This window comes from Mesorhizobium sp. WSM4850 (genome assembly GCF_055811735.1).
Genome location: NZ_JBVVPV010000026.1, coordinates 25,637 through 51,154, shown reverse-complemented (window position 1 = coordinate 51,154; position 25,518 = coordinate 25,637). Strand labels below are relative to the sequence as shown.

Here is a 25,518-nt window from a genome sequence, read left to right as displayed (position 1 = left end):
AATCGATACAATCCGTTACATGAGAGCTGGATTGCCCGGAGCCCGCCCGTCAGGCCGGCAAGGCTATGTCCGTCGCCTGGTGCGAATGGTCAACACACTCGCAAACCGGATCGGCCGCTTGCTGGATCGCCGGCGCAGTCGGCTGGTCTTGCTGGAAATGACCGACGATCAGCTTAGGGATATCGGCATCTCGCGTGCCGACGCCCATCGTGAGGGTCTGAGGCCGTTCTGGGACTGAGAATACGCGCTGAAATAGAAGACGAGCGAGCCGACAAAACTGCGGCCGGCTGCCATCGACGCTGGAACGGTGATGCAGATTTGCAGGACAAGTGCGGCCAGGCCGATGACCAGACCGGCGACCTGCAGGCAGCGGCTCACTGCCCTATGCAGCCGCACCGCAGGCCTGATTGCCAGCCTGCCAGCGGGCAATGTCCGAGCCGATGCGTGCGCCGAGCGGTTCGGCCATCAGCGGACCGTACACGTCAACTCGGCGTGAATTGCCCTGTGCCTGCACGACCAGCAACGGCTTTCCGCCATAATGCTTGACCGGAACCAGCAGGAAGCGCGGCGTGCCGGTGAACGAATTCAGCTCGTTGGCCATCTGATAGGGTTTGAAAGCGGGATCCTTGCTGGCGATCCAGCATTTGTGGGCGGCGATCGCCACCTGTTCCATGGCAAGCAGCGCACTCTTGCCCGAAGGCGCCGGCGCGTTCTTCGGCTTCGACTGGCAGGAGGCGAGCACAAGGCAGGCGGCGGCGACAAGAGCGAGGCGGGCGATCGTCTGTCTCGGGCTCATGCGGCGCCTATTTCGAATTCGGAAAAAAGATGAACGCTGAAGATATCAAGCGGCGATGCCAAGCGCACTTTCGAACAGCGCCCGGCCGTCGCTGCCGCCATGTGCCGCTTCGATCAGGTTCTCGGGATGCGGCATCAGGCCGAGCACATTGCCCTGGCCGTTGATGATGCCGGCAATGTCGTTGATCGAGCCGTTGGGATTGGTGCCTTCGGCATAGCGGAACACGACCTGGCCTTCGCCTTCGAGCCTGCGCAGCGTCTCGGCGTCGGCAAAGTAATTGCCGTCATGATGCGCCACCGGCGAGCGGATGATCTGGCCCGGCTGGTAGCGGCGGGTGAACATTGTGTTGGCGTTGGCGATCTGCAGCTTGACCTGTCGGCAGACGAATTTCAGCGACGTGTTGCGCATCAAGGCGCCTGGCAAAAGGCCGGCCTCGACCAGGATCTGGAAGCCGTTGCAGACGCCAATGACCATCACGCCCTTGGCCGCCTTTTCGGCGACCGCCCGCATCACCGGCATGCGCGCCGCAATGGCGCCGCAGCGCAGATAATCGCCGAAGGAGAAGCCACCGGGAATGGCGATCAGGTCGACGTCGGGGATTTCGGTATCGGTCTGCCAGACCGTGACCGGCGGCGTTCCCGAAATCTTGGTCAGCGCCGCGATCATGTCGCGGTCACGGTTGAGGCCCGGCAGAAGAACGACGGCTGATTTCATTTCGGTTCGTAAGGCCCCTGGGCTTCGGCAAGTCCACGCAATTCGAGACGGCGCTCTATACGTTCGAGACGATCGTCTTGACGGCCAAGAATGCCGTAGATGTTATGGATGTCGCTTTGCGTTGCGACCATGTGACCCCGAATTGCGTTCAACTCCCGCTTCACTTCGGAAACATCTGGTCGAAGTTCAGCAACTTCGTGGTGCACACGCTTCAGGAGCTCGTACATCAACTCGTTCGTGGCTTCAGTCATATATCCTCCGGCACAACCTCAGGTAATGGCCACACTATAGTTCTCAATCACCGTATTCGCCAGAAGCTTGTCGCACATGGCTTTGAGATCGGCCTCGGCCTTGGCCTTGTCGCTCTCGGCAAGCTCGACGTCGAAAACCTTGCCCTGCCGCACCTGGCCGACGCCGTCAAAGCCCATCCCGGACAATGCGTGTTCGATCGCCTTGCCTTGCGGGTCGAGCACGCCGTTCTTGAGAGTGACGGTAATGCGGGCCTTGATCACGCTGGACATGCTCCTGTTCGACGTGTTGAGCGGCAAGAAATCTCAGTGCGGCTTGCCTTTGAGGCCATCGGTCGAGGCGACGAGCACCGGCCCGGCGGGACGCGGCGGCTCGTTCTCGTTCATGATGCCGAGGCGGCGGGCGACTTCCTGATAGGCTTCGACCAGACCGCCCATGTCGCGGCGGAAACGATCCTTGTCGAGCTTGTCCTGGGTCGCCACGTCCCACAGACGGCACGAGTCCGGCGAGATCTCGTCGGCAACGACGATGCGCATCATGTCGCCTTCGAACAGCCGGCCGCATTCGATCTTGAAGTCGACAAGCTGGATGCCGACTCCCATGAACAAGCCGGAGAGGAAGTCGTTGACGCGGATGGCCAGCGCCATGACGTCGTCGATCTCCTGCGGGCTTGCCCAGCCGAAAGCAGTGATGTGCTCTTCAGACACCATTGGGTCGTCGAGCGCATCGGCCTTATAATAGAATTCGATGATCGAGCGCGGCAGCACGGTGCCTTCCTCGATGCCGAGACGCTTGGCCAGCGAGCCGGCGGCGACATTGCGCACGACCACCTCGAGCGGGATGATCTCGACTTCCTTGATCAGCTGCTCGCGCATGTTGAGCCGGCGGATGAAATGGGTCGGAATGCCCATCCGGTTGAGATGGTTGAAGATGTGCTCGGAAATGCGGTTGTTGAGCACGCCCTTGCCATCGACGATTTCGTGCTTCTTCTTGTTGAAAGCGGTCGCGTCGTCCTTGAAGAACTGGATCAGTGTTCCCGGCTCAGGGCCCTCATAGAGGATCTTGGCCTTGCCTTCATAAATGCGGCGGCGATTTTTCATCTGATCTTTTCTCTGGATTTCCGGGCAGGCGGCAAGCGACCAGTTCCTGTCCGTACGCCTAAATTAGTGCGGCAACGGTAGGGGTTCAATGCCGGTGTCTATCCCAATCGCAGTGTTTGCTCAATCGGCAAATCCTTTCAATCACCGCTTTCCGGAATGAAATGCCGCAGCGCAGCAAGTGATGTAGCATATTGACCGGCCCGCGGCCTTTTGGTTTGTGCTGGGCAAGACACATATTTCGACTGCCAACCAAATCGGATTTGACCGGAGGGATGCCATGAGCAGCATGAAAGATCGCGAGGAGGGCTTCGAGCGCAAGTTCGTAATCGACGAGGAACTCCGGTTCAAGGCTGCGGCCCGCCGCAACAAAGCGCTCGGCCTGTGGGCCGCCGAAAAGCTCGGCAAGGCCGGTGCCGACGCCGAAGCCTATGCCAGCCAGGTCGTCCTCGCCGATATCGAGGAAGCCGGCGACCACGACGTTTTCCGCAAGATCCGCAAGGATTTCGACGAAGCTGGAGTCGCCCAGTCGGATCATCAGATTCGCCGCACCATGGACGATCTGATGGCGCAGGCAATCGAGCAGATCAAGAACACCTGACCCTTGCTCTGAGCCAATCGACACGCTGGACCAATCGACCGCCTCGCCCCTCCGGGCGGTTTTTCTTTGCCTTTGCAGCTGTTTCCGGCTGAACTGCATTAGAGCGACGTGCATCCATTCGGAAAGTACGAGGTACGCTCAACTTTGACTCCTCGCATCGGGCTTGCCGATTTTGGGCCGATGCGAGGTCGAATAAGGAAGGCGCCCATGTCCCTCAAGTCACGCCTTGCGGCCGATGAAACCTTGTGCACCGCATGGTCTGGCGTGCCTGATGCCCTGACGGTCGAGATTCTTGCCAGACAGGGGTTCGATGCCGTCACGCTCGACATGCAGCATGGCGGACATCATGAGGACAGCGTGCTGCGCGGCCTTGGGCCGGTGCTGGCCGCCAACAAACCGGCGCTGGTGCGCATTCCGGTTGGCCGCTTCGACATGGCCAGCCGCGCGCTCGATTTCGGCGCCGAGGCGGTGATTGCGCCGATGGTGAATTCGGTGGCGGATGCTAGGCTGTTCGCTGCCGCCATGAAGTATCCGCCGCTCGGCGAGCGCTCCTGGGGCCCGACTTATGCCTTTCCGCGTCATGGCAAGGGCGACTATGCCGACTGGCTGCGCGACAGCAACGCGCGCACCATGGCCTTCGCCATGGTCGAAACGCGCGCCGCGCTCGATGCACTCGACGGCATCCTCGACACGCCGGGTATCGACGGCATCTTCCTCGGGCCATCGGATTTTTCGATTGCCTGGTCGAACGGCGCCGCCGTCAACTCGACGCTCGAAAGCATGATGGAAACAGTCGCCTCGATCGCCGAGCGGACGCGCAAGGCCGGCAAGCATGCCGCGATCTACGTCATCGAGCCGGCCATCGCCGGCCGTGTGGTGTCGATGGGCTATCGGCTGCTGGCGATGGGCTCCGAGCACGCGTTGATCGGGCTGGGGGCAAAAACCCTGCTGAAGAGCGTGAGGGACTCGATCAGCGCCTAAAGCGCGTCGCATTGAAGGGAATGTAACGCGCTTAAAGTCTTTGTTTTATGCATGTCGTCCCAAAACCGCTTCGCACCCTCGGGTCAGGCCCGAGGGCATGCTTTTGGGCGACATGCACTAAAGGTCGGTCAGGAATTTCGCAAAAGTCATCGAGCCTTCCGGCCACGGGCCGAAGCCGGCATCGGCGTTGAGATGTCCGGCCTCGCCGGCGTCGATGAACAGCGAGCCCCAGGCGCCGGCAATGTCCTCGGCCACCTCGAAGGTGCAGAACGGGTCGTTGCGGCTGGCGATCACCACCGAGGGAAATGCCAGCGGCTCGCGCGGATAAGGTCCGAAGGTCATCAGGTGCCTGGGTTTTATCTCTGGGTTGGCGACGTCGGGCGGCGCCACGAAGAAGGCTCCGGCGACCGGACGCTGGAACTGCGGCATTGCCTGGATCACGGCAGCGACGCCGAGTGAGTGCGCGACGATGACGACCGGTCGCTCGGCCTCGTTGACCGCCTTCGCCACGCTCGCCGTCCAGTCTTCGCGCACTGGTTTCGACCATTCCGCCTGCTCGACGCGCCGCGCCGTCGACAATTTCGATTGCCAGCGGCTCTGCCAATGGTCGGGACCGGAATTGGTGTAGCCCGGCACGATGAGAATGTCTGCATCCCTGACTTTCATGGCGCGCATGTAGCGAGGGACACGGTTTCGTGCAACCGCGCATGATCCCAAAAAGTGTGAAGCGGTTTTTGAACAAGATCATGCGCAACTGGGTCTGATCATTTTGCGATTGCTCATAATTGTGAACACCATGTTCGCTTCTTGACGTCTTGTGTGAACGATCAAGAACGACGATCTGTCATCGGGAAAAGAAACAGCCGTGTACATGAGACCCAGGATTTGGAACTGACACGACGTACGATGGTGTAGGTGGCGCGGGCTCCTGGTTTTGGGGATCTCGTCGAAGGCCGGCCAAACGGAGACTTTGATGAGCGAATTGCCTTTTGCCGCCACGACCCCGGTCAGCGTTGCCCGCGTCGGGCTGCGGGCGCGAGATGCCGAAAGCTTGGCCGCTTACTATCGCGATGTCATCGGGCTGCAGGAACTGAGCCGCGCCGGTGGCACGATCACGCTGGGCGCCGCCAATCGTCCCTTGCTCGACATCGAAGCGGATGCAGCGGCGAAGCCTGACGATCCGCGCAGCGCCGGCCTGTTTCACACTGCCTTCCTGCTGCCCAGCCGGGCCGACCTCGGGCGCTGGATCAACCACGCCATCGCCAACAATATCGGCATCGACGGCGCTTCCGACCATCTGGTCAGCGAGGCGCTCTACCTGACCGATCCCGAAGGCAACGGCATCGAGATCTATTCCGACCGCCGCCATGAGGACTGGAAGTGGAATGGTGACAAGATAGCGATGGCGACCGAACGGCTGAATATTTCGTCGGTCGTCGCCGACGTGCCCGCCGGCAATGCCGCCTGGCAGGGCATGCCGGACAACAGCATCATCGGCCATGTCCATCTGCGCGTCGGACGGCCGGAAGACGCCGAGGCCTGGTGGCACCAGGAATTCGGCTTCGATACCATGGCGAAATATGGTGGCGCGGCGGTGTTCCTGTCGTCAGGCGGCTACCACCACCACATAGGCGCCAATTCGTGGCAGAGTGCCGGCGCCGGCCGTCGCGATCCTTCCCGGTCCGGCCTCGCCTGGGTCGAAATGCGGTCCGACAATGTGACTGATGCAGCGACGCGCGAGGACCCGTGGGGAACGGTGATCAGGACCGTTCCCGGCAAGGCTTGATTATTCGAACCTGACGGTGCGGCGAGGTCGATGCCGTCTTACCTTCTCCCCTTGTTTGTGGGAGAAGGTGGCCGCCCACGGGTCTTGCCTTCGGCAAGCCCGAGGACAGGCTCCGGGGTCCGATGAGGGTGCTCCAGCTTGGAACCGCCGGCTGGGACCGGTCAAAACGGCGTGGCCTCACGCTTCTCCGAACACCCGCTTGAAGATCGTGTTGACATGCTTGGTATGATAGCCAAGGTCGAATTTTTCACGAATTTCGGCCTCGGGCAAGGCTGCGGTGACCTCCTTGTCGGCTAAAAGTTCCTCAAGGAAATCAGCGCCTTGCTCCCATACCTTCATGGCGTTTCGCTGCACCAGCCGGTAGGCGTCCTCACGGCTGACGCCGGCCTGCGTCAGCGCCAGCAGCACACGCTGCGAATGCACGAGGCCGCGGAACTTGTTCATGTTCTTCAGCATGTTGTCGGGATAGACGAGCAATCTGTCGATGACACTGGTCAGCCGCGATAGCGCGAAATCGAGCGTCACAGTCGCATCCGGGCCGATCATGCGCTCGACCGACGAATGCGAAATATCGCGCTCGTGCCAGAGCGCCACGTTCTCCATCGCCGGCAGCGCGAACGAACGCACCATGCGCGCAAGCCCGGTGAGGTTTTCGGTCAGCACCGGGTTACGCTTGTGCGGCATCGCCGACGAGCCCTTTTGCCCGGGCGAAAAATACTCTTCGGCCTCCAGCACCTCGGTGCGCTGCAGATGGCGGATTTCCGTCGCCAGCCGTTCGATCGACGAGGCGATGACAGCGAGCGTCGCAAAGAACATCGCATGGCGGTCGCGCGGGATCACCTGCGTCGACACCGGCTCCGGCTTCAATCCGAGTTTCTTCGCCACATGCTCTTCGACATAAGGATCGATATTGGCGAAGGTACCGACAGCACCCGATATGGCGCATGTCGCGATATCCTCGCGCGCATGCACCAGCCGTTCGCGGCAGCGCGAGAATTCGGCGTAGGCCTGCGCCAGTTTGACGCCGAAGGTGGTCGGCTCGGCATGGATGCCGTGGCTGCGACCGATGGTGACGGTGTCCTTGTGTTCGAAGGCGCGGCGCTTGAGCGCCGCAAGCAGGCCGTCGATGTCGGCCAGAAGGATGTCGCTGGCGCGGGTGAGCTGCACGGCAAAGCAGGTGTCGAGAACGTCCGAGGAGGTCATGCCCTGATGAATGAAGCGGGCGTCCGGCCCGACGAATTCGCTGAGGTGGGTGAGGAAGGCGATGACGTCGTGCTTGGTGACGCGCTCGATCTCGTCGATCGCATCGACGTCGAACTTGGCGGCCCCGCCTTTTTCCCAGATGGTTTTGGCGGCCTTTTTCGGGATCACGCCGAGCTCGGCCAGCGCGTCGCAAGCGTAGGCCTCGATCTCGAACCAGATGCGGAATCGGTTTTCGGGCGACCAGATGGCCACCATTTCCGGCCGGGAGTAGCGAGGGATCATCGGTCAGTCCTGACTTGCGAGGGCGTTCGCCCGCGTCGTAACAGAGGCAGACAAAATGCTCAACGCTGCTGCCGCGCAAACCAGATGCTGGCGAGCGCAAGCGCGATGAAACCGAGCGGAAAATAAAGCCGGATGCCCAGCACGATGAATTGATAGAACGCCGTTGCCATGGTGTGCACGAACTGGATGGACCAGCCAATGGTCAGTGCAGGTTCATGCCACTGGGCATAGTAGGAACGGTATTGCAGCGCAAAGAGCCCACCGGTGAAGCCGATCGTGGTGGCAAGAAGGCAGACAAACGCGGCCGCCAAGGCTACTTGCCAATGCCGCCCGAGCGAGACGAGCCGCGCCAGGAACAGGCCAACCGGAAAGGCGAGCGCACCGCCCGCCGCATAGAGCAACGAGACGAAGCGGATATTTGCCGGGGTCACCCAGTCGTCCAGCAGCAGATTGACAAGTGCGCTGGCGCCCATCGCGGCGGCCCACAGCAGGGCGCCGCAAACTGCGGCGGACGGCGACGGCAAGGCCTTGCGGATGCGATCCAGGACGCCGCTGCGTATGGCGGGGAGCGACGTCACAGCCGGCCGGTCACCGCGATCCAGCGATAGTCAGGCCCTTCGAAGCCATACTGGCGCACCGCGATCAGCACGGCATAGGCGCTGAGGCCCTGCATGGAAAATGTCTGCACCGCGCCGATTCGATAGCCGTTCGGGCAGCCTCTGCTTTTGGGGATCGACTTGTCTTCGTGCAGGAGTTCAGTCTTGCCGCCGCCTTTCGCCTCGATGCGCAACAGGCGAAAGCCGTTGATCTCGCCAAGGTTTTGGCAGGTTTCGGTATCGTTCATGCCGATCTCGTCGAGTCGGAACTCGAGCGGATCATCGACCGGCGAAAAGATCGGCCGCGGGTTGACCACCATGCGGAACGGATCGGCCGAAAGCTCGGTCACCGGGTTGGAGCCGGCGGTGATGCCGCGATTCGCCGTCAATTCCGCCTGTTTGATGATAGCTTCACCTTTCTGCCGGGCTGCAAGACGCGCCGCGTCGAGCGTTGCGTTCTCGTCGTCAAGCCGCACCCTGATCGGTGTGCCCTTGAGAAAACTGTCGTCGGCGGTGTTGATGTAATAGCGATTGGCGTAGGGAAACCCCGACCCGTCCTGGACACCGTACTCCTCGAAGGCGAAGGCGCCGCCATCCCCGGTGAAGCCGAGGATTTCAAGCTCGGCAACATCGCCGGCATGCGCGGCGAGCGAAGTTGCAAACTGGGCAAGGAGGGACACAGCAAACAGGACGAGAATTCGCATCGGATTTCCGTTTGAGCAGCCAGCGTTGTTTCGATCACTATCACGACATCGTCAAAACGTCGTGCCCTCTGAGACGCAACCCGATGCATCCAATCGTGCCGTCATTTGTTTATGTTGGCAGCTTCACCGCATCGACCCGAAAATCGGAATCGATTTTCGGAAAGTACGATGCGTTGATTTAAAGTGTTAGAGCGTCCTTTGCGCGTCCAAAAGGACGCGCGGCGCTCTAATGGAGAACCCACAATGACCGATGCAGCCAGCATTCGCGAACATATGGAAGTGATCGGCGCCGACGGCGTCCATGTCGGCACTGTGGACAAAGTTGAGGGACAACGAATCAAGCTGACCAAGCGCGACAGCGGCGAGGGCGCCCACAGGGGGCATCACCACTTCATTCCGCTCAGCCTCGTAGCCGAAGTCGAGGGCCAGAAAATCCGGCTGTCGGCAAATTCGGATGTCGCGGTCACGTTCGAGGAGGAAAAATCCGACCCCACCTGATGACGGGCCACGGCAGCCCGCATTCAGCGCGACGACCAGACCGGAAACAGGTCGCCATCGGCGGGCGTTGCGGCAAAGACGCCGCGGCTGATGGCGCGCGCCATGGTGGCGCCGGCCACGGCGTAAAGCTCGATGGCGTCGTTGGGCGCGAGCTCGATGCCGCTCTTGCCGGTCGCCAGCGCGAAAACCAGATCGCCGTCGGCCGGCGTATGTGTCGGCCAAATGGCGCGCACGAAGCCGTCATGCGCTGATATCGCCAGGCGTTTTGCGGCGGCATTGGTGAGAAGGGCGTCCGTGGCGATGACGGCGATGGTCGTGTTGCCTCCGACGTGCTTGTCGCGAAATTTCAGCAGGATCCTTTTCGCGTCCTTCGGCATCGGCGTGGGATAACCGAGTCCGCCGAACTCGTCGCCGATCTCGAAGGGCGCTGCCCAGAAGTGCCTGCTTCGGGCGATCGTCACCGAGCCGGTCGGATTGACGGCGACGAGTGCGCCGATGGTGACGCCGCGGTCGAGCATCGTCGAGGCCGATCCGAGGCCGCCCTTGAGGCCGGAACTCAGGGCACCGGTGCCCGCGCCGATCGTGCCGAGCGGAAAATCGATGCCGACTGCCTGTGCCGCCTCATAGCCGAGATCGCGGTAGGGCGGATAGCGGCCCCAGTCCTTGTCGCCACCGTTGCGCAGGTCGAACAGGATCGCCGCCGGCACGATCGGCACGCGATAGCCGCCGACCTCCACGCCGATGCCGTTTTCGCGTAGTGCCGCCTGTACGCCGGAGGCGGCATCGAGGCCGTAAGCCGAGCCACCCGAAAGCACCACGGCATGGATCGCCTCGATCGAATTGTGCGGCTCGAGCAGGTCGGTCTCGCGGGTGCCCGGCGCACCGCCCAGGATCTGCACACCGGCCACTGCCGGCTCGTCGCAGACGATGGTGGTCACCCCGGACTTCAGCCTCGCATCGGAAGCGTTGCCGACACGCAGGCCGGCGACATCGGTGATGAGATTGCGCGGCCCGGTGCGAAACATCATTTGGCCTCCGCCGGCACGAAATTTGCGCCGTTGAAACGGAAGACCCGATAAAGGTTTTCGGTCAAGTCGCCCTTGCCGTCAAAGCGGATCGGTCCGATCGCGGTGCTGAAGTCATGCGCGGCGAGCGCATCGGCCAGTGGCTTGCCGGGGGGTTCCGCCAGGGCCGTCGCCGCCTTGGCGATCTCGACCGCCGCATAGGCCGGCAGCGTGTAGCCCTCCGGCACGATCTTTTGTGCGGCAAAGCTTTCGAGCACCCTGGAGTCGGCGACATCGGCCCATTCGGGCGGCGCAAACATCAGCGTGCCCGTGGTATAAGGCACGTCGCCGGGCGCTGTGCGCAGCGCTTCGCCGCCGGCAAAAATGATGCCGGCATCGAGCTGGCCGGCGTCGCGGCCCATGATGGCGATGTCTTCGCCGTCGCCGCCGGCGAAGACATGCGTTGCGCCGGCCTTCCTCAGCCGCCCGATCAGCCCGATCTGGTTGTCGAGCTGCGGCCTGAATGTGTCGACGAACACCGGTTTCAGCGCCGCCTGCTCGGCTGCCGCCCGAAGTGTCTCGGCGATTTCGCGGCCGTAAATCGTGCCGTCGTCGATGATGGCGAACAGCTCGTTCTGCCATTGGCGGGTGAGGTTGGAGGCGACCGCGTTGCGCTCGTCATCGCCGCGCGGCCCAAGTCGAAAGATCGGCCAGCCGGTCTTGGCGCGCCGGTCGGTCAGGCTTTCGGTGCGCACGCCGACGGTGATGACCGGTATGTCGGCGTCCTTCAGGATCGGCAGTGCCGCCTCGATCGCCCCGGTGCAGAGGAAGCCAACGACCACGCCGACCTTCGCCGCAACGAATTCCCTCGCCGCGGCAGCCCCGCCATCGGCCGTGCAGGCGTCGTCGACAACCTTGAGTTGAGCACCGTTTGCCGCTGCCGCCAGGCCTGCACCCGCCTCGATCTGTTTGCCAAGCATCGCCGAGGGCCCGGACAGTGGTGCTGCGACACCGACCAGCAGCGTCTCAGCGTTCGCATCACCGGCGAGAGACAGCCAGGCCAGCACCGCTATTGTCGTTGTCGTGCCTATTGTCCGGGGTCGCATGCGAGCGAAGAATTCCTCCGCGCCGGTCGCGTGTTTGCCGGCGCCACTTCCTGCCAAGACCTAAAGGCTGGTCAGCTTTCACGCAACACGCGAAATTCAGGATGCATGTCAACCACTTCGCTTGTGGCATGCAATATGCCGCCATATATAACGGTTGGGTTCATCTCGCTTCAAACCAATGGAAATCGCCGGTGCTGAAGAAGAACGACATAGGGCCGCAGGCCTATCGTGACGCGATGGCCCATTTTGCCGGCCACGTCCATGTGGTCACCACCGATGGTTCCGCCGGCAGGCGGGGTGCGACTGTCATTGCAGCCTGTTCGGTGTCGGACACGCCGCCGACCATCCTGGTCTGCCTCAATCGCGAAAATCCCAAGAACGAGCCGTTCATGAAGAATGGCAGGTTCGCCTTGAACGCGCTGGCTTCGGACCAGGAGGCGCTGTCGGTCGGCTTTTCCGGCCTCACCGGCCTGCCCGTCGAGGAACGCTTCGCGCTCGGCGAGTGGGATATGATCTCGACCGGCGCGCCGACACTGAAGGGCGCGCTTGCCGTGTTCGACTGCGAACTGATCGATACCAAGGATCTGGCCACCCACCGTGTGCTTTTTGGCAAGGTGACAGGCCTGCGTATCGGCGATAATTTGCGGCCGCTGATCTATCACGACCGCGGCTATCACGCTCTGTAGAGGCTCTGGATGGGCCGCACGCACGGAGAGAGAATGACCGGGTTGAAACCACGCCCTACGCCGCGGACGATCGATGAGACGCTCGATCTCCTGACCGGCGCGGACTATGTGGCGGACCGGTCGTTGGCGACCGTGCTGTTCTTGTCGCTGCGCATGAAACGGCCGCTGTTCCTCGAGGGCGAGGCCGGCGTCGGCAAGACCGAGATCGCCAAGGTGCTGGCGCAAGCGCTCGGCCGCCGGCTGATCCGCCTGCAATGCTATGAAGGCCTTGATGTCTCTTCGGCCGTCTACGAGTGGAATTACGCCGCGCAGATGATCGAGATCCGCATGGAGGAGGCGGCCGGCAAGGTTGACCGCTCCGACATGGAGCGCAACGTCTTTTCCGAAAAATACCTGATCCGCCGCCCGGTGCTCGACGCGCTGACCGGCAAGGCGGGCGCCGCCCCGGTCTTCCTGATCGACGAGCTCGACCGCACCGATGAGGCCTTCGAGGCGTTCCTGCTCGAAATCCTCTCCGACTTCCAGGTCACGGTGCCCGAGCTCGGCACGATCAAGGCGGAGGAGCCGCCGATCGTCATCATCACCACCAACCGCACCAGAGAGATCCATGACGCGCTGAAGCGGCGCTGCCTCTATCACTGGGTCGATTATCCGAATGCCGAGCGCGAGCTGGAAATCGTGCGCCGGAAAGTGCCGCAGGCCAACAGCCGGCTGTCGGCCGAGGTGGTTTCGTTCATCCAGAAGCTGCGCCAGATCGAACTGTTCAAGGTGCCGGGTGTGGCCGAGACCATCGACTGGGCCGGCGCGCTGACCGAACTCGACAAGGTGGCGCTCGATCCGGAAACCGTTTCCGACACGATCGGCGTGCTGCTGAAATACCAAGACGACATTGCCCGTATCGAGCAGGGCGAAAGCCGGCGCATCCTCAACGAGGTGAAGGCCGAGCTTTCGGCGGCGGAGTAGGGCGATGGTAACGCTGCGTCCCGAACCGAAAGAGGCAACGCCGGACGGGCGGATCGCCGATAACATCGTCTATTTCGCCCGCACCTTGCGCAAGGCCGGCATGCGGGTCGGCCCGGCCTCGGTCAAGGATGCCATCGAGGCGGTGCTGGCCGCCGGCATCGGTTCCCGCGACGATTTCTACTGGACGCTGCATGCCGTGCTGGTATCGCGGCACGAAGATCACCCCACCTTCGACGAAACCTTCCGGCTGTTCTGGAAATCGCACGAACTGATCGAAAAGATGCTGGCGATGTTTTCGCCGGTGGCGCCTGATATCAGAGAGAAGCAAAAGCCGCGGGCTGCGGAAAACCGCGTCAGCCAGGCGATGTTCGAGGGCCACCAGAAGAACCAGCCGGCGCAGGAAATCCCCGAGATCGAGGTCGACGCCCGCTTCACATTTTCCGGCAACGAGGTGCTGAGGGGCAAGGATTTTGCCCAGATGAACGCCGCCGAGATGATCGACGCTAAGAAGGCGATCGCCGAGTTGCGGCTGCCCTTCGACATGGTCAGGACACGCCGCTTCAAGTCCAATGCGCATGGTCGCCGTATTGATCCGCGCGCCATGATGCGTTCCGGTGCGCGCACCGGCGGCGAATTGATCCTGCCGAAATTCCGTTCAGCCCGCGAGGTTCACCCGCCGCTGGTCGTGCTTGCCGATATTTCCGGTTCGATGAGCCAGTACACGCGCATCTTCCTGCATTTTCTGCATGCGCTGACCGAAAAGCGCCGGCGCGTGCACGCCTTCGTTTTCGGCACCAGGCTGACAAATCTGACGCGGCAGATGCGCCATCGCGATCCAGACGCAGCACTCGCCGACTGTTCGGCGGCGGTGATGGACTGGTCGGGCGGCACCCGCATCGGCGATACGATGGGCGAATTCAACCGGCTGTGGTCGCGGCGTGTGCTGGGGCAGGGTGCGGTGGTTCTCCTGATCACCGACGGGCTGGAGCGCGACGACGTTGCCGGCCTGTCGCAGGAAATGGAGCGCCTGCGCAAATCCTGCCGGCGGCTGATCTGGCTGAACCCGCTGCTGCGCTTCGACGGCTTCGAGGCGCGCGCCCGCGGCGTCAAGGCGATGCTGCCGCATGTCGACGAATTTCGCTCGGTGCACAATCTCGATGCGCTCGCCGACCTGTGCGCGTCGCTGGACAAGACTTCGGCGCGCTCCGTCGACCCACGCAGATGGATTGAGGGTGGCGAGAGAGACGCAGCATAGTCATATGTTTTCTCCGGGAGAAACGGTGATGGAAAACAGCATTTATCTCGATGAGGCCCGCGATCCGCTGATCATCGCGGAAGGCTGGATGAAAGTCGGCAAGGATGTCGCCATTGCCACCGTGGTCGAGACCTGGGGCTCGGCGCCGCGCCCGGTCGGCAGCCACCTTGTCATCGACGCGGACGGCAATTTCCACGGCTCCGTCTCTGGTGGCTGCGTCGAAGGCGCGGTGGTCACCGAGGCGGTCGACGTCATCGACAGCGGCAAGGCCAAGATGCTGGAATTCGGCGTCGCCGACGAGACCGCCTGGCAGGTCGGCCTGTCCTGCGGTGGCCGGATCAAGGTCTATGTCGAGCGGTTGGGTTAGAAGCATGATCCCGCAAAGTGGGAACCGGTTTGCGGACAAGAATCATGCTTAAACAAGAGAGCATGATCCCGCAAAGTGGGAACCGGTTTGCGGACAAGAATCATGCTTAAGCAAGAGAGCATGATCCCGCAAAGTGGGAACCGGTTTGCCGACAAGAATCATGCTTAAACAAGAGATATTTCGATGGATCCCTACGCGCTGAAGACGCTGAACGCCGAACGCCGCGCCCGCCGCGCGGTGATCCTGGTCACCGATCTCGGCGATGGCCGCGATCGCATCGTGCGGGAGGGCGATCAGGTCGCCGGCGAATTGGGCGCTGCGATCGCCAAGGCGTTTCGATCAGGCAATTCCGGGTCGGTCGAGGCGGAAGGGCGAACCTTCTTCCTCAACGCCTATCTGCCGCAGCCGCGCCTGGTGGTGATCGGCGCAGTCCATATCAGCCAGGCATTGGCGCCGATGGCCAGGATCGCCGGCTACCCCGTGGAGATCGTCGATCCGCGCACGGCCTTTGCCACCGCAGACCGCTTTCCCGATGTCGCGCTGCATGCCGAATGGCCGGAGGATATCCTGAAGCGCCAGCCGCTCGACAGCTTTACGGCGCTGGCCGCCGTCACCCATGATCCGAAGATCGACGATTTCGCGCTGAAGGCGGCGCTCGACGCCAACTGCTTCTATGTCGGTGCGCTCGGCAGCCGCAAGACCCATGCGAAGCGGGTTGAGCGCCTGCTGGCATTGGGCGCGACCGCCGACCAGGTCGCCCGCATCCATGCGCCGATCGGTCTCGACATTGGTGCGGCGAGCCCGGCCGAGATAGCTGTGGCGGTGTTGGCGCAAGCGATCCAGGCGTTTCGTTCGCGCGGCCTCGAATCCAAGGACGCGGTGGCGTGAAGTTTGGGCCAATCCCCGTAGATACAGCCGAAGGCGCAGTGCTGGCGCATGCCACCACGGCCGGAGAACGGCGCTTGCGCAAGGCACGCAGGCTGAGCGCCGAGGATGTGTCATTGCTCAAGTCAGCAGGGATTTCGCAGGTTGTCGCGGCTGTTCTTGCTCCCGATGATTTGAGTGAGGACGCTGCCGCCGAAAAGATCGCCGAAAGCATGATCTATCGCAATGTCGAGGCGAAGCCCGCCGCGACCGGCCGGGTTAATCTACACGCCCGGGCTGCCGGTATCTTCACGGTCGATGCCGCGATGATCAACGCGATCAACGCCGTCGATCCGACCATCACCATCGCCACGCTGCCGCAGCACGCACCGGTCGAAAATGGCCAGATGGTCGCAACCGTGAAGATCATTCCCTTCGCCGTTGCTTCCGCCCTGGTCGATGCGGTGGCAAGGATCTGCGCCGGCGGCGAGATCTTTGCCGTCAATGCCTATCAGCCGGTGCGTGTCGGCGTCATCCAGACGGTTCTGCCCGGCATCAAGCCGAGTGTGCTCGACAAGACGTTGCGGGTCACCGAAGCCCGTCTGGCGCGCTCGGGTGGCCGGCTAACCACTGAGCGCCGCACGCCGCACGACGCTGGCGCCGTTGCGGAGGCTGCGGGCTCGCTGGCGCGTGACAACGATATTGTGGTGATCTTCGGCGCATCGGCGATGAGCGATTTTGGCGACGTCATCCCGGCAGCGATCGAGAAGGCCGGCGGCACCGTCACTCGCGCCGGCATGCCGGTCGATCCCGGAAATCTCCTGGTGCTCGGCGCGCTTGCCGGCAAGCGCGTCATCGGCGCGCCGGGCTGCGCCCGCAGCCCCAAGGAGAACGGCTTCGACTGGGTTCTCGACAGGTTGATCGCCGGTCTCGACGTGACGGCCAAGGATATTGCCGGCATGGGTGTCGGCGGTCTGTTGATGGAAATCCCGACCCGGCCACAGCCGCGCGAGCCGCTGCCGGCGCCAAAGTCTGAGAGTGCCGAGTTGAAGGTCGATATCGTGCTGCTGGCCGCCGGCCGCTCCAGCCGCATGGGCGGCCCGAACAAGCTGCTGGCACTGTTCGACAGCCAGCCGCTGGTGCGCCGCAGCGCCGAGCGCGCGCTCGGCTCTAAAGCTTCGGGCACCGTCGTCGTCACCGGCCATCAGCGCGAGCGTGTACGCGCCGCGTTGTCGGGACTGGATGTGACTTTCGCTGATAATCCGGATTTCGCCGAGGGCCTGTCTTCATCGCTGAAGGCCGGCATCGCGCGGGTCAGCGGCGATGCTGCCGGCGCCATGATCGTGCTTGGCGACATGCCTGGCATCGCGTCAGCCGACCTCGACAGGCTGATCGATGCATTCCGCAAATTCGAGGGCCGATCGGTCGTGCGCGCGTCGCATGAGGGAAAGCGAGGCAACCCTGTGTTGCTGCCGCGTTCGCTGTTTGCGGCGATCGCTCATCTCGAAGGCGATACCGGCGCGCGCCATCTGGTCGAGGGCGAGGGGCTCGATGTCATCGATGTCGAGATCGGCAGGGCAGCGTCCATCGATGTCGACACCCCCGAGGCGCTGGAAGGCGCCGGCGGCGTGCTGCAGGATTGACAAACCGGGGCCGAAAAACGCATGCCTGAGGGATGGCTATTCGAACCGTCCTATGCGCTCTACTGACTTCAATATTTTTCCTGTCTTCTTGCGCTGCTTACGCTGACGTTCTCAAGCCCTTCAAAGACGATCTGTTCGCCTATCCGGCCATCCTCTCGTCCGAGGGCGCCTATGTAGTCGTCGACTATCGCGAGCTGCGCGATATCAACGCCCGCGACCAAGTGCCGGAGCGCCGCGCGCAGGCGCAGTATGTCGACATCGGTGTGCGCAAGGTGCAGCAGGATCTGCTGCTGAAGACCGACGCCGGCAATATCCGCCACGTCGCCGTCGGTCGCACGCAAGGCGCCGGCATCATCGTGCTCTATCTCCACGGGCAGGGCGGCAGCCGTAAGCAGGGCGTCGACGATTTCACCTTCGGCGGCAATTTCAACCGCATCAAGAACCTGATGGCCGGCAATGGCGGCCTCTATCTGTCGCCGGACTTCTCCGATTTCGGCGACACAGGTGCTGCCCAGATCGCCGCGCTGATCGGCCACTATGCCGAACGGTCGCCGGGCGCGAAGATCTTCGTCGCCTGCGGCTCGATGGGCGGCGCACTGTGCTGGAAGCTAGCCGTCCGCAAGGACACTAGCGGCCGCATCGGCGGGCTGCTGCTGCTCGGTTCGCTGTGGGATGAAAGTTTCCTCTCGAGCCCGGCCTTCAGCCGCCGGGTTCCGGTCTTCTTTGGCCAGGGCAGCAAGGACCCGGTGTTTCCAGTCGAGAAACAGGAAGCCTTCTTCCGTTCGATCCTGGCCAAATCGAAAACCTATCCGGCTCGCTTTGTCCGCTTCGAGACCGGCACGCACGGCACGCCGATCCGCATGACCGACTGGCGCGGCACGCTCAACTGGATGCTGTCGAAGGCCCCTTAAGGCGGTGTGTTGTAGTCCACCACTGTCTGCGGATTGATCTCGCCGTCATAGGAGGCGTCGACATCGTACTGCACCAGCGAGAAATTGCCGTTGCGAAACAGATACGTGCCGGCCGACGCGGCATCGCCGACACCGCGCCACTTGTTGAGCGACGAGATCGTCTTGGTGGCGTCGTCATACTCGGAATTGACCAGCTGGTCGTCGGTCTGGAAGCCGGTGACGTTGATCGCCTCGACCTTGCCTTCGCTATCGTTGTTCTCATAGTGGATATCGAGTTCCGGCGAGGCGAACTGCAGCTGCCGGACGCCTGACACATCGTCGTGGACATAGTAGACGGCACTCTCATTGTAGGCAGCCATCGAGCAGAAGAAGCGAAACAGCCGCGTCTCGCGTTCGGGTTGATCGGCCTCGGCGCCGGCATCCTTGTAGCGCAGGGAGTAGGCGTCCGGCTCTGCCAAGGGCTCGCCGCCAGGCATTTCCTTGTCGCACTGGTCGCCATAAGTGGCCGCAAACGCCTTCTTGGCCTGCTCCAGCGCCGCATCCTTCTTCGGCGGCGGCGGTGCGTCGCCGCAGCTTGCCGGCACGGCGTCCTCGAATTCGGCATTGGACGGTTTCAGCGCGCCCTTGTCGATGAAGATCGGGCGGAATGGCGGTTCCTGGATCGAGGCGTTGACCTGGCGCAGCGTGTAGCAGCCGGCAAAGACATTTTCGCTGCCGTCCTTGGCCGTCGCCCGGATGGCGACCGGAACATTGTAATAGATGCTGCCGGCCGCACCGTCTTCGGACACGCCACCGGTTTTGACCTCGACCCTTTCGGTGCCGTCATAGCCCTTGACGAAGGCGTCGAAATCCTTGGCCGGCCTGGTGTCGCCGAAATAGTCCCAGGCGCGCGCGAACTCTTGCCGGTTGATGGCGCTGTAGAACGAGCGGATGACCGCTTCGGCGTCCGACCTGTCATCGACATAAGGTGCTTCGGCGGCGAGCACTGGCTGCACGGCAAGGAAGAAAAAAGCCGTCGCTGCAAAAAGGGCGCTTCTCATCGGGAATCTCCACCGGATGGGAAATCCTATCATAGCGATTGCGGCGACGCGGTGACGCTTGAAGAATCGCCCACGGAGGCGCTAGGTCAGCGCCGTCGGCGTTCCCGCCAGGATAGGAGAGTCTCGTGACCATATCGATGTACGAAGCGTCCGTGCCGGTGTTTTCGGCCAGGTTGAAGGCGCTATCCGACGTGCTGAACATCGCCGAGCAGAATGCGCTCGACCGCAAGATCGATCCGCAGGTGTTTTTGACGTCGAGGCTGGCGCCGGACATGTATGCGTTGACCAGACAGGTGCAGATCGCCACCGACCACGCCAAGGGCGCGCCGTCGCGGCTTGCCGGTCGCGAGGTGCCGAAATACGAAGACAACGAGGCGAGCTTTGCCGATCTCCAGGCGCGTATCGCCAAGACCGTCGACCTCCTGGCGACATTCTCGGCTGCCGATATGGACGGCTCCGATGACAGAATGATCGAGCTGAAGCTTGGCCAGCGCGAATTGTCGATGGCCGGCATGCAGTATCTGCTGCATCTCGCCATGCCCAATTTCTATTTCCACGTGACCACCGCCTACGACATCCTGCGCCACAATGGTGTGCCGCTGAGCAAGGCGATTTTCATGGGATCGCGTTGAAGAATGGCGATATCCCGGTCGAGCCGGGATATCCGTGACTAACGTGAGGACATTTCGCGGGCGACGCGCGGAAAATCGGCTGGTTTGATGCCGATGTCGGCACGATCGGCATTGCTCATCGAATGAAGCAGCGCCAGAGCCGCGCGGTAGCGCAGATGTTCCTGTGGACGTGGACGGGCGAACATTTCAGTGAGAAAACCCATGATTCCAGCCCCTGGTTGGTCCTCCCGAGCTTCAATGTAGGCGACTCGTAACAATTGTGCAGTGCAGCATTTGCATGGCAGCCATGCCGCGCTGATCTTTTGACTTCGCCGAGCGCCCTGCTTCGGCCGCTCGGAAAAGTCGCTGGCCACGGTCGGCAGGGTTGGAGACAGCCCGCGCATTCCTGTATGCTGCGGCTTCCTTCCCGCGCAGCCGCGCAAAAGAGTTCCCGCCGGAGAAATTTCCATGCAAAAACGCCGCCTTGGTCGGACCGATCTTCTTGTTTCCCAGATTTGCCTGGGATCGATGACCTGGGGCCAGCAGAACACCCAAGCGGATGGCCACGCCCAAATGGATCTGGCATTTTCGCGCGGCGTCAACTTCATCGACACCGCCGAGCTCTACCCGATCCCGCCCAAGGCGGAGACGCAAGGCTGGACCGAGAAGATCATCGGCAGCTGGATGAAAGCGAAGGGCAACCGCGATCAAGTGATCATCGCCTCGAAGGTGGTTGGCCGCACCGCCAACACATGGTTTCGCGGCAACCGCCCGTCGAAGCTGGTGCGCGCCGACATCTTCGATGCCGTCGAAAAATCGCTGACCAGGCTCAACACCGATTATCTCGACCTTTACCAGATCCATTGGCCGGAACGGGACGTGCCATGGGGCGCCAATCCGAACCGCGTCGGTGCCGTGCCGCTGCGGACAGATTCCGCCGGTGCACCGGGCGGCGAGACGCCGATCACCGAAACGCTCGCCGTCTTCGAAGAATTGGTGAAGGCCGGAAAAATCCGCCATTTCGGCCTGTCGAACGAGAGTTCCTGGGGCGTCATGCGGTTTATCGGCGAAGCCGACAAAGGCGTCGGCCCGCGCCTGGCGTCGCTGCAGAACGCCTATAATTTCGTCAACCGCGGCTTCGAGGTGAACCTTGCCGAGGTCTGCGAGCGCGAACAGGTTTCACTGCTCGCCTATTCGCCGCTGGCGCAAGGCTACCTGACCGGCAAATACGATCATGGCGCGCGGCCGCAAGGCTCGCGTTCTCAGCTTTTCAACCGTGGCCAGCGCTACGAGACGCCCAATGCCGCGGAGGCGCAGCTCCAGTATAACGAACTGGCGCGCTCTTTCGGCATGGAGCCGGCATTGTTTGCCAACGCTTATGTCACGAGCCGGCCCTTCGTCACTTCGAGCATCATCGGCGCGACGACCCTTCCGCAGCTCGAAATGGCGCTGTCTTCCGCTGATGTCGTCTGGACCGAGGATATGCAGAAGGCGGTCGATGCAATCCACCAGCGTGTCGGCAACCCGTGTCCGTGAGCTCCTTTCCGGCGCTGCAAGGCGTGATCGCCGAACGATTACAGTAGGGAGGGGGAAAAAGTGAATTTTCCAATCGAGGTCGTGCGCGAGAAATTTCCGGCACTGTCGCTGACCGACAAGGGCCGTCGCCGCATCTATCTCGACAACCCTGCCGGCACTCAGGTGCCGCAAACGGTCGCCGACGCGGTGTCACGCTGCCTGTTGACCACAAACGCCAATCTCGGCGGCTTCTTCGAAACCACGATCATGGCGCAACAAATCGTCGACGAGGCCCATGCGGCGATGGCCGATTTCCTCGGTGCTGCAAGCCCGCAGGAAATCATCATCGGTGCGAACATGACGACGCTGACCTACCACATGTCGCGCACGCTCGGCCGCACGATGAAACCCGGTGACGAGATCATCCTCACCCGCATGGACCACGAGGGCAACGTATCGCCATGGCTGCAGCTCGCCGAAGATCTTGGCCTTGTCGTGCGCTGGCTGGCTTTCGACGAGCAGAGCTGGCGGATCGAGGAGGCGGCGCTTGCTGCGCTGCTCACCGACAGGACGCGGCTTGTCGCCTTGAACTACGCCAGCAATCTGACCGGCTCGGTCAACCGGGTGAAGGCGCTGACCGGCATCGCCAGGCAGGCTGGCGCGCTGGTCTATGTCGACGCCGTGCAGTTCGCACCGCACGGCCTGATCGACGTCAGGGACCTCGGCTGCGATTTCCTGGTCTGTTCGGCCTATAAATTCTTCGGGCCGCACATGGGCATCGTGTGGGGCAGGCTGGATGTCATCGACGCGCTGACACCCTACAAATGCCGCTGTTCGTCCAACGCTCTGCCGGAGCGGTTCGAACTCGGCACGCCGCAGATCGAGCTGATGGCCGGACTGACAGCCGCGGTCGATTATTTTACGGAGCTGGGCGCCGCCGCCGGTAAGGATGGTTCGCGACGTACCAGGATAGTCAAGGCGTTTGAAAGTTCAATTGCTTACGAGAACAGGCTGACGCAAAAGCTGATCGACGGCCTGTCGGCCGTTTCGGGCCTGACCATCCACGGCATCACCGATCCGGCACGGTTCGGAGAGCGCGTGCCGACGGTCTCGTTCACTGTCGACGGCATCGTGCCGGAGACGATCGTGCGGCAGATGAATGCGGAAAACATCTTCCTGTGGTCCGGCCACAACTATGCCTGGGAGATCGTGCACCAGCTTGGCATTCCGGCCGAGCACGGTGTCGTGCGCATCGGCATCGCCCATTACAATACGGCGGCCGAGATCGATGAGACGCTGGAGAGCGTGCATCGCGTTATCGCGATGCTGCGACAGGAGCGATCCTGAGGCATCCGGCTGATATTAGCGTTTCTTGCCGCCGCTGAACCCGGTGAGGAAGGCAGTAAGATTGTCGCCGAGTTCGTCGCAGAGATAGCCGCCTTCCTGGACGATGACCGTCGGCAGGCCACAACCGGCGATGGCTTCGCCGATGCGCGAGAAGCCTGGCGTCGTTACCGTCAGTCCGCCGAACGGATCGCCCTCGAAGGCGTCGAGGCCGAGCGCCACGACAAGCGCTTCCGGCGCAAAGGCGCGGATGCGCTGGAACGCCATGTCGAGTGCTTCCAGGAACGCGGCATCGCCGGATTTGCGCGCCAGCGGCAGGTTAAGATTGTAGCCGAGACCAGGCCCTTCGCCGCGTTCGTCGGCATGACCCCAGAAGAACGGATAGAAGCGCACCGGATCGGCATGCAGCGAGACGGTGAGCACGTCCGGCCGGGCATAGAAAATACCTTGCGTGCCGTTGCCGTGATGCAGGTCGACGTCGAGGATCGCCACCCGCGCAGCTTGCCTGCGCAGCACCTGCGTCGCGACCGCCGAATTGTTGATGAAGCAGAAGCCGCCGGCGACGTCGGCAAAGGCGTGATGGCCGGGCGGACGGCACAGCGCATAGGCAGCCGGCGCGCCCGCCATTACCGTGTCGGCGGCCTCGACCGCGCTCCAGGCGCTCCACAGCGCGCTCCGCCAGGTCTCGCCGGAGATCGGGCAAGCGGTATCGGCCATGTGGTAGCCGGCCTGGCCGACCGCCGAGGCCGGATAAGAGCCGCCCCGCGCGATCGGATGGATGTTGGGGATCACTTCGGCCGAAGCGCCTTCGATTCGCTGCCAGCGCGCGAAGATGTGCTCGAGAAGATCGAGATATTCGGGCGTATGCACAGCGGCAACCGGACCAAGCCCGTGATCTCTCGGCCGTTCGATCGTGCAGCCGGCAGCCTCGGCGCCGGCGAGCAGCCGTTCGACGCGCTCCGGCTTTTCCGGATTGGGCTTTTGGGCGCCGCTGGAGAGGAACGCCTTGGGATCGTGGCGCTTCTGCTCTTCGGCATAAAAGGCTTTCATGATTTCCCTCATTCCTCTGGTGCATCGGCGAAGGCAAAGAACGCGTCGCCGACGATCTTCTGCACCTGCTCGTAGCTCGACCAGGCAATGCCCAGCCTTTCGTAAAAGGCCTTGGCGGTTTCATTGTCGCTGTCGACGGACAGTCTGAGATAGGCGCCGCCGTCCTTCCGGCATTCTCGGGCGACACGCCGCAGCAGGCGTTCGCCGATCCTGCGGCCGCGAAACCGATCTTCGACATAGAGATCCTGCACATAGACGCCGGGCCGCCCCATCCAGGTCGAGAAGATCGGGAAATGCAGGCAGAGGCCGGCAAACTCGCCGTCGACTTCGGCGATCAGAGTCGAGAAGGCGGGTTTTTCGCCAAAGCCACAGGTGCGCAGGTCTTCGGGCGTAGAAGTGATTTCCTGGTGTGCGCCGGTATGCGCGCCAAGCCGCAGGATCGCGGCATGGATGGTTTCGACGTCCTCGATGCGGCCGGGGCGGATGAGGACGTTTGTTGATGGCGTAGTCACGACAGGCAGGGCGCCCAGGCACCCCCCTCTGTCCTGCCGGACATCTCCCCCGCAAGGGGGGAGATTGGCAGCTTCGCTCTTGGCGTCTGTCCTGCAACGTAGACGATTGGCGGAAACGACTGGGACATCCGATCTCCCCCCTTGCGGGGGAGATGTCCGGTAGGACAGAGGGGGGTGCGACGGAACGCAAGCATCTCAAATCATCGTCTCAAAAAGCCACCCGGTCACCGCCCTTGAGCGCCAGCATCTCGCGCGCCTCGGTGGGCGTGGCGACGTCCAGCGACAGCCCGTCGAGCACGCTGCGGATGCGGCGCACCTGGTCGGCATTGGACTTTGCCAGCTGGCGGCCGTCGTAAAGGCTGTCCTCCAGCCCGACGCGGACATTGCCGCCCATCGCCGCCGCAATCGCAATCATCGGCATCTGGTGGCGCCCGGCGGCCAGCACCGAAAACTGGTAGCTGTCGCCGAACAGTTTGTCGGCGATGCGCTTCATATGAACCAGATTGTCGGGATCGGCGCCGATACCGCCGAGAATGCCGAACACGAACTGGATGAACAGAGGTCCCGACACCAGACCTCGATCGCGAAAATGCGCCAGTGAATAGAGGTGGCCGACATCGTAGCATTCAAATTCGAAGCGTGTGCCGCAGCCCTTTCCAAGTCTTTCGAGCACGGTCTCCATATCGGCAAAGGTGTTTTTGAAGATCGTGTCGCGGGTCGCTTCCAGCAGTTTCGGCTCCCACTCGTGCCGCCACTCCCTTGACCGGTCGAGCATCGGGAACAGCGCGAAATTCATCGAGCCCATGTTGAGCGAGCACATTTCGGGCTCGGCCCTGAGTGGTGCGGCCAGCCGCTGGTCGAGCGTCATCAGCGAGGAGCCGCCGGTGGTGATGTTGATCACCGCTGATGTCGCCTGCTTGATGCGCGGCAGGAACTGCATGAACACATCAGGATCGGCGGTCGGCCGCCCGTCCGTCGGATCACGGGCGTGAAGATGCAGGATCGAGGCGCCGGCTTCGGCAGCCGCGATCGCCTCTGCGGCGATCTGGTCCGGCGTCACCGGCAGATGCGGCGACATCGACGGCGTGTGCACCGACCCGGTGACGGCGCAGGTGATGATGACTTTTCGCGGCGCCATGG

Annotated in this window: 31 protein-coding genes; 15 read left to right on the top strand and 16 right to left on the bottom strand. The window is 62.6% G+C overall.

What is annotated here, in order from left to right; all coding sequences use genetic code 11:
* The first annotated feature begins 31 nt into the window (after positions 1–31).
* Positions 32–238, top strand: coding sequence for a DUF1127 domain-containing protein (locus tag AC0L2Z_RS22485; protein ID WP_473629335.1), 207 nt, complete (start codon positions 32–34; stop codon positions 236–238).
* 144 nt (positions 239–382) lie between these two features.
* On the opposite strand, the gene AC0L2Z_RS22480 is transcribed toward AC0L2Z_RS22485, so the two are convergent.
* Genes AC0L2Z_RS22480 through purC form a run of 5 tightly spaced genes read right to left on the bottom strand, consistent with a single transcriptional unit; the run spans position 383 to position 2,859 of the window.
* Positions 383–796, bottom strand: a complete 414-nt coding sequence (locus tag AC0L2Z_RS22480; RefSeq protein ID WP_473629334.1) for a hypothetical protein — start codon at positions 794–796, stop codon at positions 383–385.
* 45 nt (positions 797–841) lie between these two features.
* A complete protein-coding gene (gene purQ, locus AC0L2Z_RS22475; RefSeq protein ID WP_023798248.1) occupies positions 842–1,510 on the bottom strand; it encodes a phosphoribosylformylglycinamidine synthase subunit PurQ in 669 nt (222 codons plus the stop codon).
* A complete protein-coding gene (locus AC0L2Z_RS22470) occupies positions 1,507–1,761 on the bottom strand; it encodes a hypothetical protein (RefSeq protein WP_023798247.1) in 255 nt (84 codons plus the stop codon). Before AC0L2Z_RS22470 ends, purQ begins: the two co-directional genes overlap by 4 nt.
* Positions 1,762–1,779: 18 nt before the next feature.
* Positions 1,780–2,022 (bottom strand): phosphoribosylformylglycinamidine synthase subunit PurS, encoded by a 243-nt coding sequence (gene purS, locus AC0L2Z_RS22465; RefSeq protein WP_023798246.1) that lies wholly within the window; start codon positions 2,020–2,022, stop codon positions 1,780–1,782.
* 42 nt (positions 2,023–2,064) lie between these two features.
* Complete coding sequence (gene purC, locus AC0L2Z_RS22460; RefSeq protein WP_023798245.1) at positions 2,065–2,859, bottom strand: phosphoribosylaminoimidazolesuccinocarboxamide synthase; 795 nt, start codon at positions 2,857–2,859, stop codon at positions 2,065–2,067.
* 277 nt (positions 2,860–3,136) lie between these two features.
* Here purC and AC0L2Z_RS22455 point away from each other — a divergent pair, with 277 nt between their 5' ends.
* Positions 3,137–3,457, top strand: coding sequence for a DUF1476 domain-containing protein (locus AC0L2Z_RS22455; protein WP_027154189.1), 321 nt, complete (start codon positions 3,137–3,139; stop codon positions 3,455–3,457).
* A gap of 207 nt (positions 3,458–3,664) precedes the next feature.
* Positions 3,665–4,438, top strand: a complete 774-nt coding sequence (locus AC0L2Z_RS22450; protein ID WP_023798243.1) for an HpcH/HpaI aldolase family protein — start codon at positions 3,665–3,667, stop codon at positions 4,436–4,438.
* A 117-nt stretch (positions 4,439–4,555) separates the two neighbouring features.
* Here AC0L2Z_RS22450 and AC0L2Z_RS22445 read toward each other — a convergent pair whose 3' ends face one another.
* The gene (locus tag AC0L2Z_RS22445) at positions 4,556–5,104 is read right to left on the bottom strand and encodes an RBBP9/YdeN family alpha/beta hydrolase (RefSeq protein ID WP_023798242.1); all 549 of its coding nucleotides are present in this window, start codon (positions 5,102–5,104) and stop codon (positions 4,556–4,558) included.
* A gap of 307 nt (positions 5,105–5,411) precedes the next feature.
* On the opposite strand from AC0L2Z_RS22445, the gene AC0L2Z_RS22440 reads away from it, so the two are divergent.
* The gene (locus tag AC0L2Z_RS22440) at positions 5,412–6,224 is read left to right on the top strand and encodes a VOC family protein (RefSeq protein ID WP_473629333.1); all 813 of its coding nucleotides are present in this window, start codon (positions 5,412–5,414) and stop codon (positions 6,222–6,224) included.
* A gap of 177 nt (positions 6,225–6,401) precedes the next feature.
* Here the strand turns inward: AC0L2Z_RS22440 and purB are convergent, their stop codons facing one another.
* Genes purB through AC0L2Z_RS22425 form a run of 3 tightly spaced genes read right to left on the bottom strand, consistent with a single transcriptional unit; the run spans position 6,402 to position 9,009 of the window.
* Positions 6,402–7,709, bottom strand: coding sequence for an adenylosuccinate lyase (purB, locus tag AC0L2Z_RS22435; protein WP_473629332.1), 1,308 nt, complete (start codon positions 7,707–7,709; stop codon positions 6,402–6,404).
* Between the two features lie 59 nt (positions 7,710–7,768).
* The gene (locus tag AC0L2Z_RS22430) at positions 7,769–8,287 is read right to left on the bottom strand and encodes a hypothetical protein (protein ID WP_287171908.1); all 519 of its coding nucleotides are present in this window, start codon (positions 8,285–8,287) and stop codon (positions 7,769–7,771) included.
* Complete coding sequence (locus AC0L2Z_RS22425) at positions 8,284–9,009, bottom strand: DUF2259 domain-containing protein (protein ID WP_473481753.1); 726 nt, start codon at positions 9,007–9,009, stop codon at positions 8,284–8,286. The genes AC0L2Z_RS22430 and AC0L2Z_RS22425 overlap by 4 nt, the downstream gene beginning before the upstream one ends.
* A gap of 243 nt (positions 9,010–9,252) precedes the next feature.
* Between AC0L2Z_RS22425 and AC0L2Z_RS22420 the strand changes: the two genes are divergently transcribed.
* Complete coding sequence (locus tag AC0L2Z_RS22420; protein WP_473629331.1) at positions 9,253–9,507, top strand: DUF2171 domain-containing protein; 255 nt, start codon at positions 9,253–9,255, stop codon at positions 9,505–9,507.
* 23 nt (positions 9,508–9,530) lie between these two features.
* Here the strand turns inward: AC0L2Z_RS22420 and AC0L2Z_RS22415 are convergent, their stop codons facing one another.
* Both AC0L2Z_RS22415 and AC0L2Z_RS22410 read right to left on the bottom strand, forming a co-directional pair.
* The gene (locus AC0L2Z_RS22415; RefSeq protein WP_473629344.1) at positions 9,531–10,532 is read right to left on the bottom strand and encodes a P1 family peptidase; all 1,002 of its coding nucleotides are present in this window, start codon (positions 10,530–10,532) and stop codon (positions 9,531–9,533) included.
* Positions 10,532–11,617, bottom strand: coding sequence for a branched-chain amino acid ABC transporter substrate-binding protein (locus AC0L2Z_RS22410; protein WP_473629330.1), 1,086 nt, complete (start codon positions 11,615–11,617; stop codon positions 10,532–10,534). The genes AC0L2Z_RS22415 and AC0L2Z_RS22410 overlap by 1 nt, the downstream gene beginning before the upstream one ends.
* 191 nt (positions 11,618–11,808) lie before the next feature.
* Here AC0L2Z_RS22410 and AC0L2Z_RS22405 point away from each other — a divergent pair, with 191 nt between their 5' ends.
* From AC0L2Z_RS22405 to AC0L2Z_RS22375, 7 genes are all read left to right on the top strand, one after another.
* Positions 11,809–12,303: a flavin reductase gene (locus AC0L2Z_RS22405; RefSeq protein WP_473629329.1), complete on the top strand. Its 495-nt coding sequence runs from the start codon at positions 11,809–11,811 to the stop codon at positions 12,301–12,303.
* A gap of 33 nt (positions 12,304–12,336) precedes the next feature.
* Complete coding sequence (locus AC0L2Z_RS22400; protein WP_023798232.1) at positions 12,337–13,266, top strand: AAA family ATPase; 930 nt, start codon at positions 12,337–12,339, stop codon at positions 13,264–13,266.
* 4 nt (positions 13,267–13,270) lie between these two features.
* Positions 13,271–14,521: a vWA domain-containing protein gene (locus AC0L2Z_RS22395; protein WP_473629328.1), complete on the top strand. Its 1,251-nt coding sequence runs from the start codon at positions 13,271–13,273 to the stop codon at positions 14,519–14,521.
* A gap of 28 nt (positions 14,522–14,549) precedes the next feature.
* The gene (locus AC0L2Z_RS22390; protein WP_473629327.1) at positions 14,550–14,888 is read left to right on the top strand and encodes an XdhC family protein; all 339 of its coding nucleotides are present in this window, start codon (positions 14,550–14,552) and stop codon (positions 14,886–14,888) included.
* A gap of 183 nt (positions 14,889–15,071) precedes the next feature.
* Positions 15,072–15,776 carry an XdhC family protein gene (locus tag AC0L2Z_RS22385; RefSeq protein ID WP_473629326.1) on the top strand — a complete coding sequence of 235 codons (705 nt, stop codon included), beginning with the start codon at positions 15,072–15,074 and terminating at the stop codon, positions 15,774–15,776.
* Positions 15,773–17,395 (top strand): NTP transferase domain-containing protein, encoded by a 1,623-nt coding sequence (locus AC0L2Z_RS22380; RefSeq protein WP_473629325.1) that lies wholly within the window; start codon positions 15,773–15,775, stop codon positions 17,393–17,395. Before AC0L2Z_RS22385 ends, AC0L2Z_RS22380 begins: the two co-directional genes overlap by 4 nt.
* 32 nt (positions 17,396–17,427) lie before the next feature.
* Entirely contained in the window at positions 17,428–18,306 is an 879-nt protein-coding gene (locus tag AC0L2Z_RS22375) for an alpha/beta hydrolase (RefSeq protein WP_473629324.1), read from the top strand.
* On the opposite strand, the gene AC0L2Z_RS22370 is transcribed toward AC0L2Z_RS22375, so the two are convergent.
* Positions 18,303–19,346: a DUF1176 domain-containing protein gene (locus AC0L2Z_RS22370; RefSeq protein WP_473629323.1), complete on the bottom strand. Its 1,044-nt coding sequence runs from the start codon at positions 19,344–19,346 to the stop codon at positions 18,303–18,305. The two genes, AC0L2Z_RS22375 and AC0L2Z_RS22370, sit on opposite strands and share 4 nt — an antisense overlap.
* A 125-nt stretch (positions 19,347–19,471) precedes the next feature.
* Between AC0L2Z_RS22370 and AC0L2Z_RS22365 the strand changes: the two genes are divergently transcribed.
* Positions 19,472–19,978, top strand: coding sequence for a DUF1993 domain-containing protein (locus AC0L2Z_RS22365; protein ID WP_473629322.1), 507 nt, complete (start codon positions 19,472–19,474; stop codon positions 19,976–19,978).
* Positions 19,979–20,016: 38 nt separating this feature from the next.
* On the opposite strand, the gene AC0L2Z_RS22360 is transcribed toward AC0L2Z_RS22365, so the two are convergent.
* Positions 20,017–20,427, bottom strand: coding sequence for a hypothetical protein (locus tag AC0L2Z_RS22360; protein ID WP_473629346.1), 411 nt, complete (start codon positions 20,425–20,427; stop codon positions 20,017–20,019).
* Between AC0L2Z_RS22360 and AC0L2Z_RS22355 the strand changes: the two genes are divergently transcribed.
* Positions 20,426–21,493: an aldo/keto reductase gene (locus AC0L2Z_RS22355; protein ID WP_473629321.1), complete on the top strand. Its 1,068-nt coding sequence runs from the start codon at positions 20,426–20,428 to the stop codon at positions 21,491–21,493. The genes AC0L2Z_RS22360 and AC0L2Z_RS22355 overlap by 2 nt on opposite strands.
* A gap of 60 nt (positions 21,494–21,553) precedes the next feature.
* On the top strand, positions 21,554–22,819 hold the full coding sequence (locus AC0L2Z_RS22350) for a cysteine desulfurase-like protein (protein WP_473629320.1): 1,266 nt from the start codon (positions 21,554–21,556) through the stop codon (positions 22,817–22,819).
* A 15-nt stretch (positions 22,820–22,834) separates the two neighbouring features.
* Here the strand turns inward: AC0L2Z_RS22350 and AC0L2Z_RS22345 are convergent, their stop codons facing one another.
* From AC0L2Z_RS22345 to kce, 3 genes are all read right to left on the bottom strand, one after another.
* Positions 22,835–23,866, bottom strand: coding sequence for a histone deacetylase family protein (locus tag AC0L2Z_RS22345; RefSeq protein ID WP_473629319.1), 1,032 nt, complete (start codon positions 23,864–23,866; stop codon positions 22,835–22,837).
* A gap of 8 nt (positions 23,867–23,874) precedes the next feature.
* The gene (locus tag AC0L2Z_RS22340) at positions 23,875–24,378 is read right to left on the bottom strand and encodes a GNAT family N-acetyltransferase (RefSeq protein ID WP_031254578.1); all 504 of its coding nucleotides are present in this window, start codon (positions 24,376–24,378) and stop codon (positions 23,875–23,877) included.
* A 208-nt stretch (positions 24,379–24,586) separates the two neighbouring features.
* Positions 24,587–25,516 carry a 3,5-dioxohexanoate:acetyl-CoA acetone transferase gene (gene kce, locus AC0L2Z_RS22335; protein ID WP_473629318.1) on the bottom strand — a complete coding sequence of 310 codons (930 nt, stop codon included), beginning with the start codon at positions 25,514–25,516 and terminating at the stop codon, positions 24,587–24,589.
* Positions 25,517–25,518: the final 2 nt, after the last annotated feature.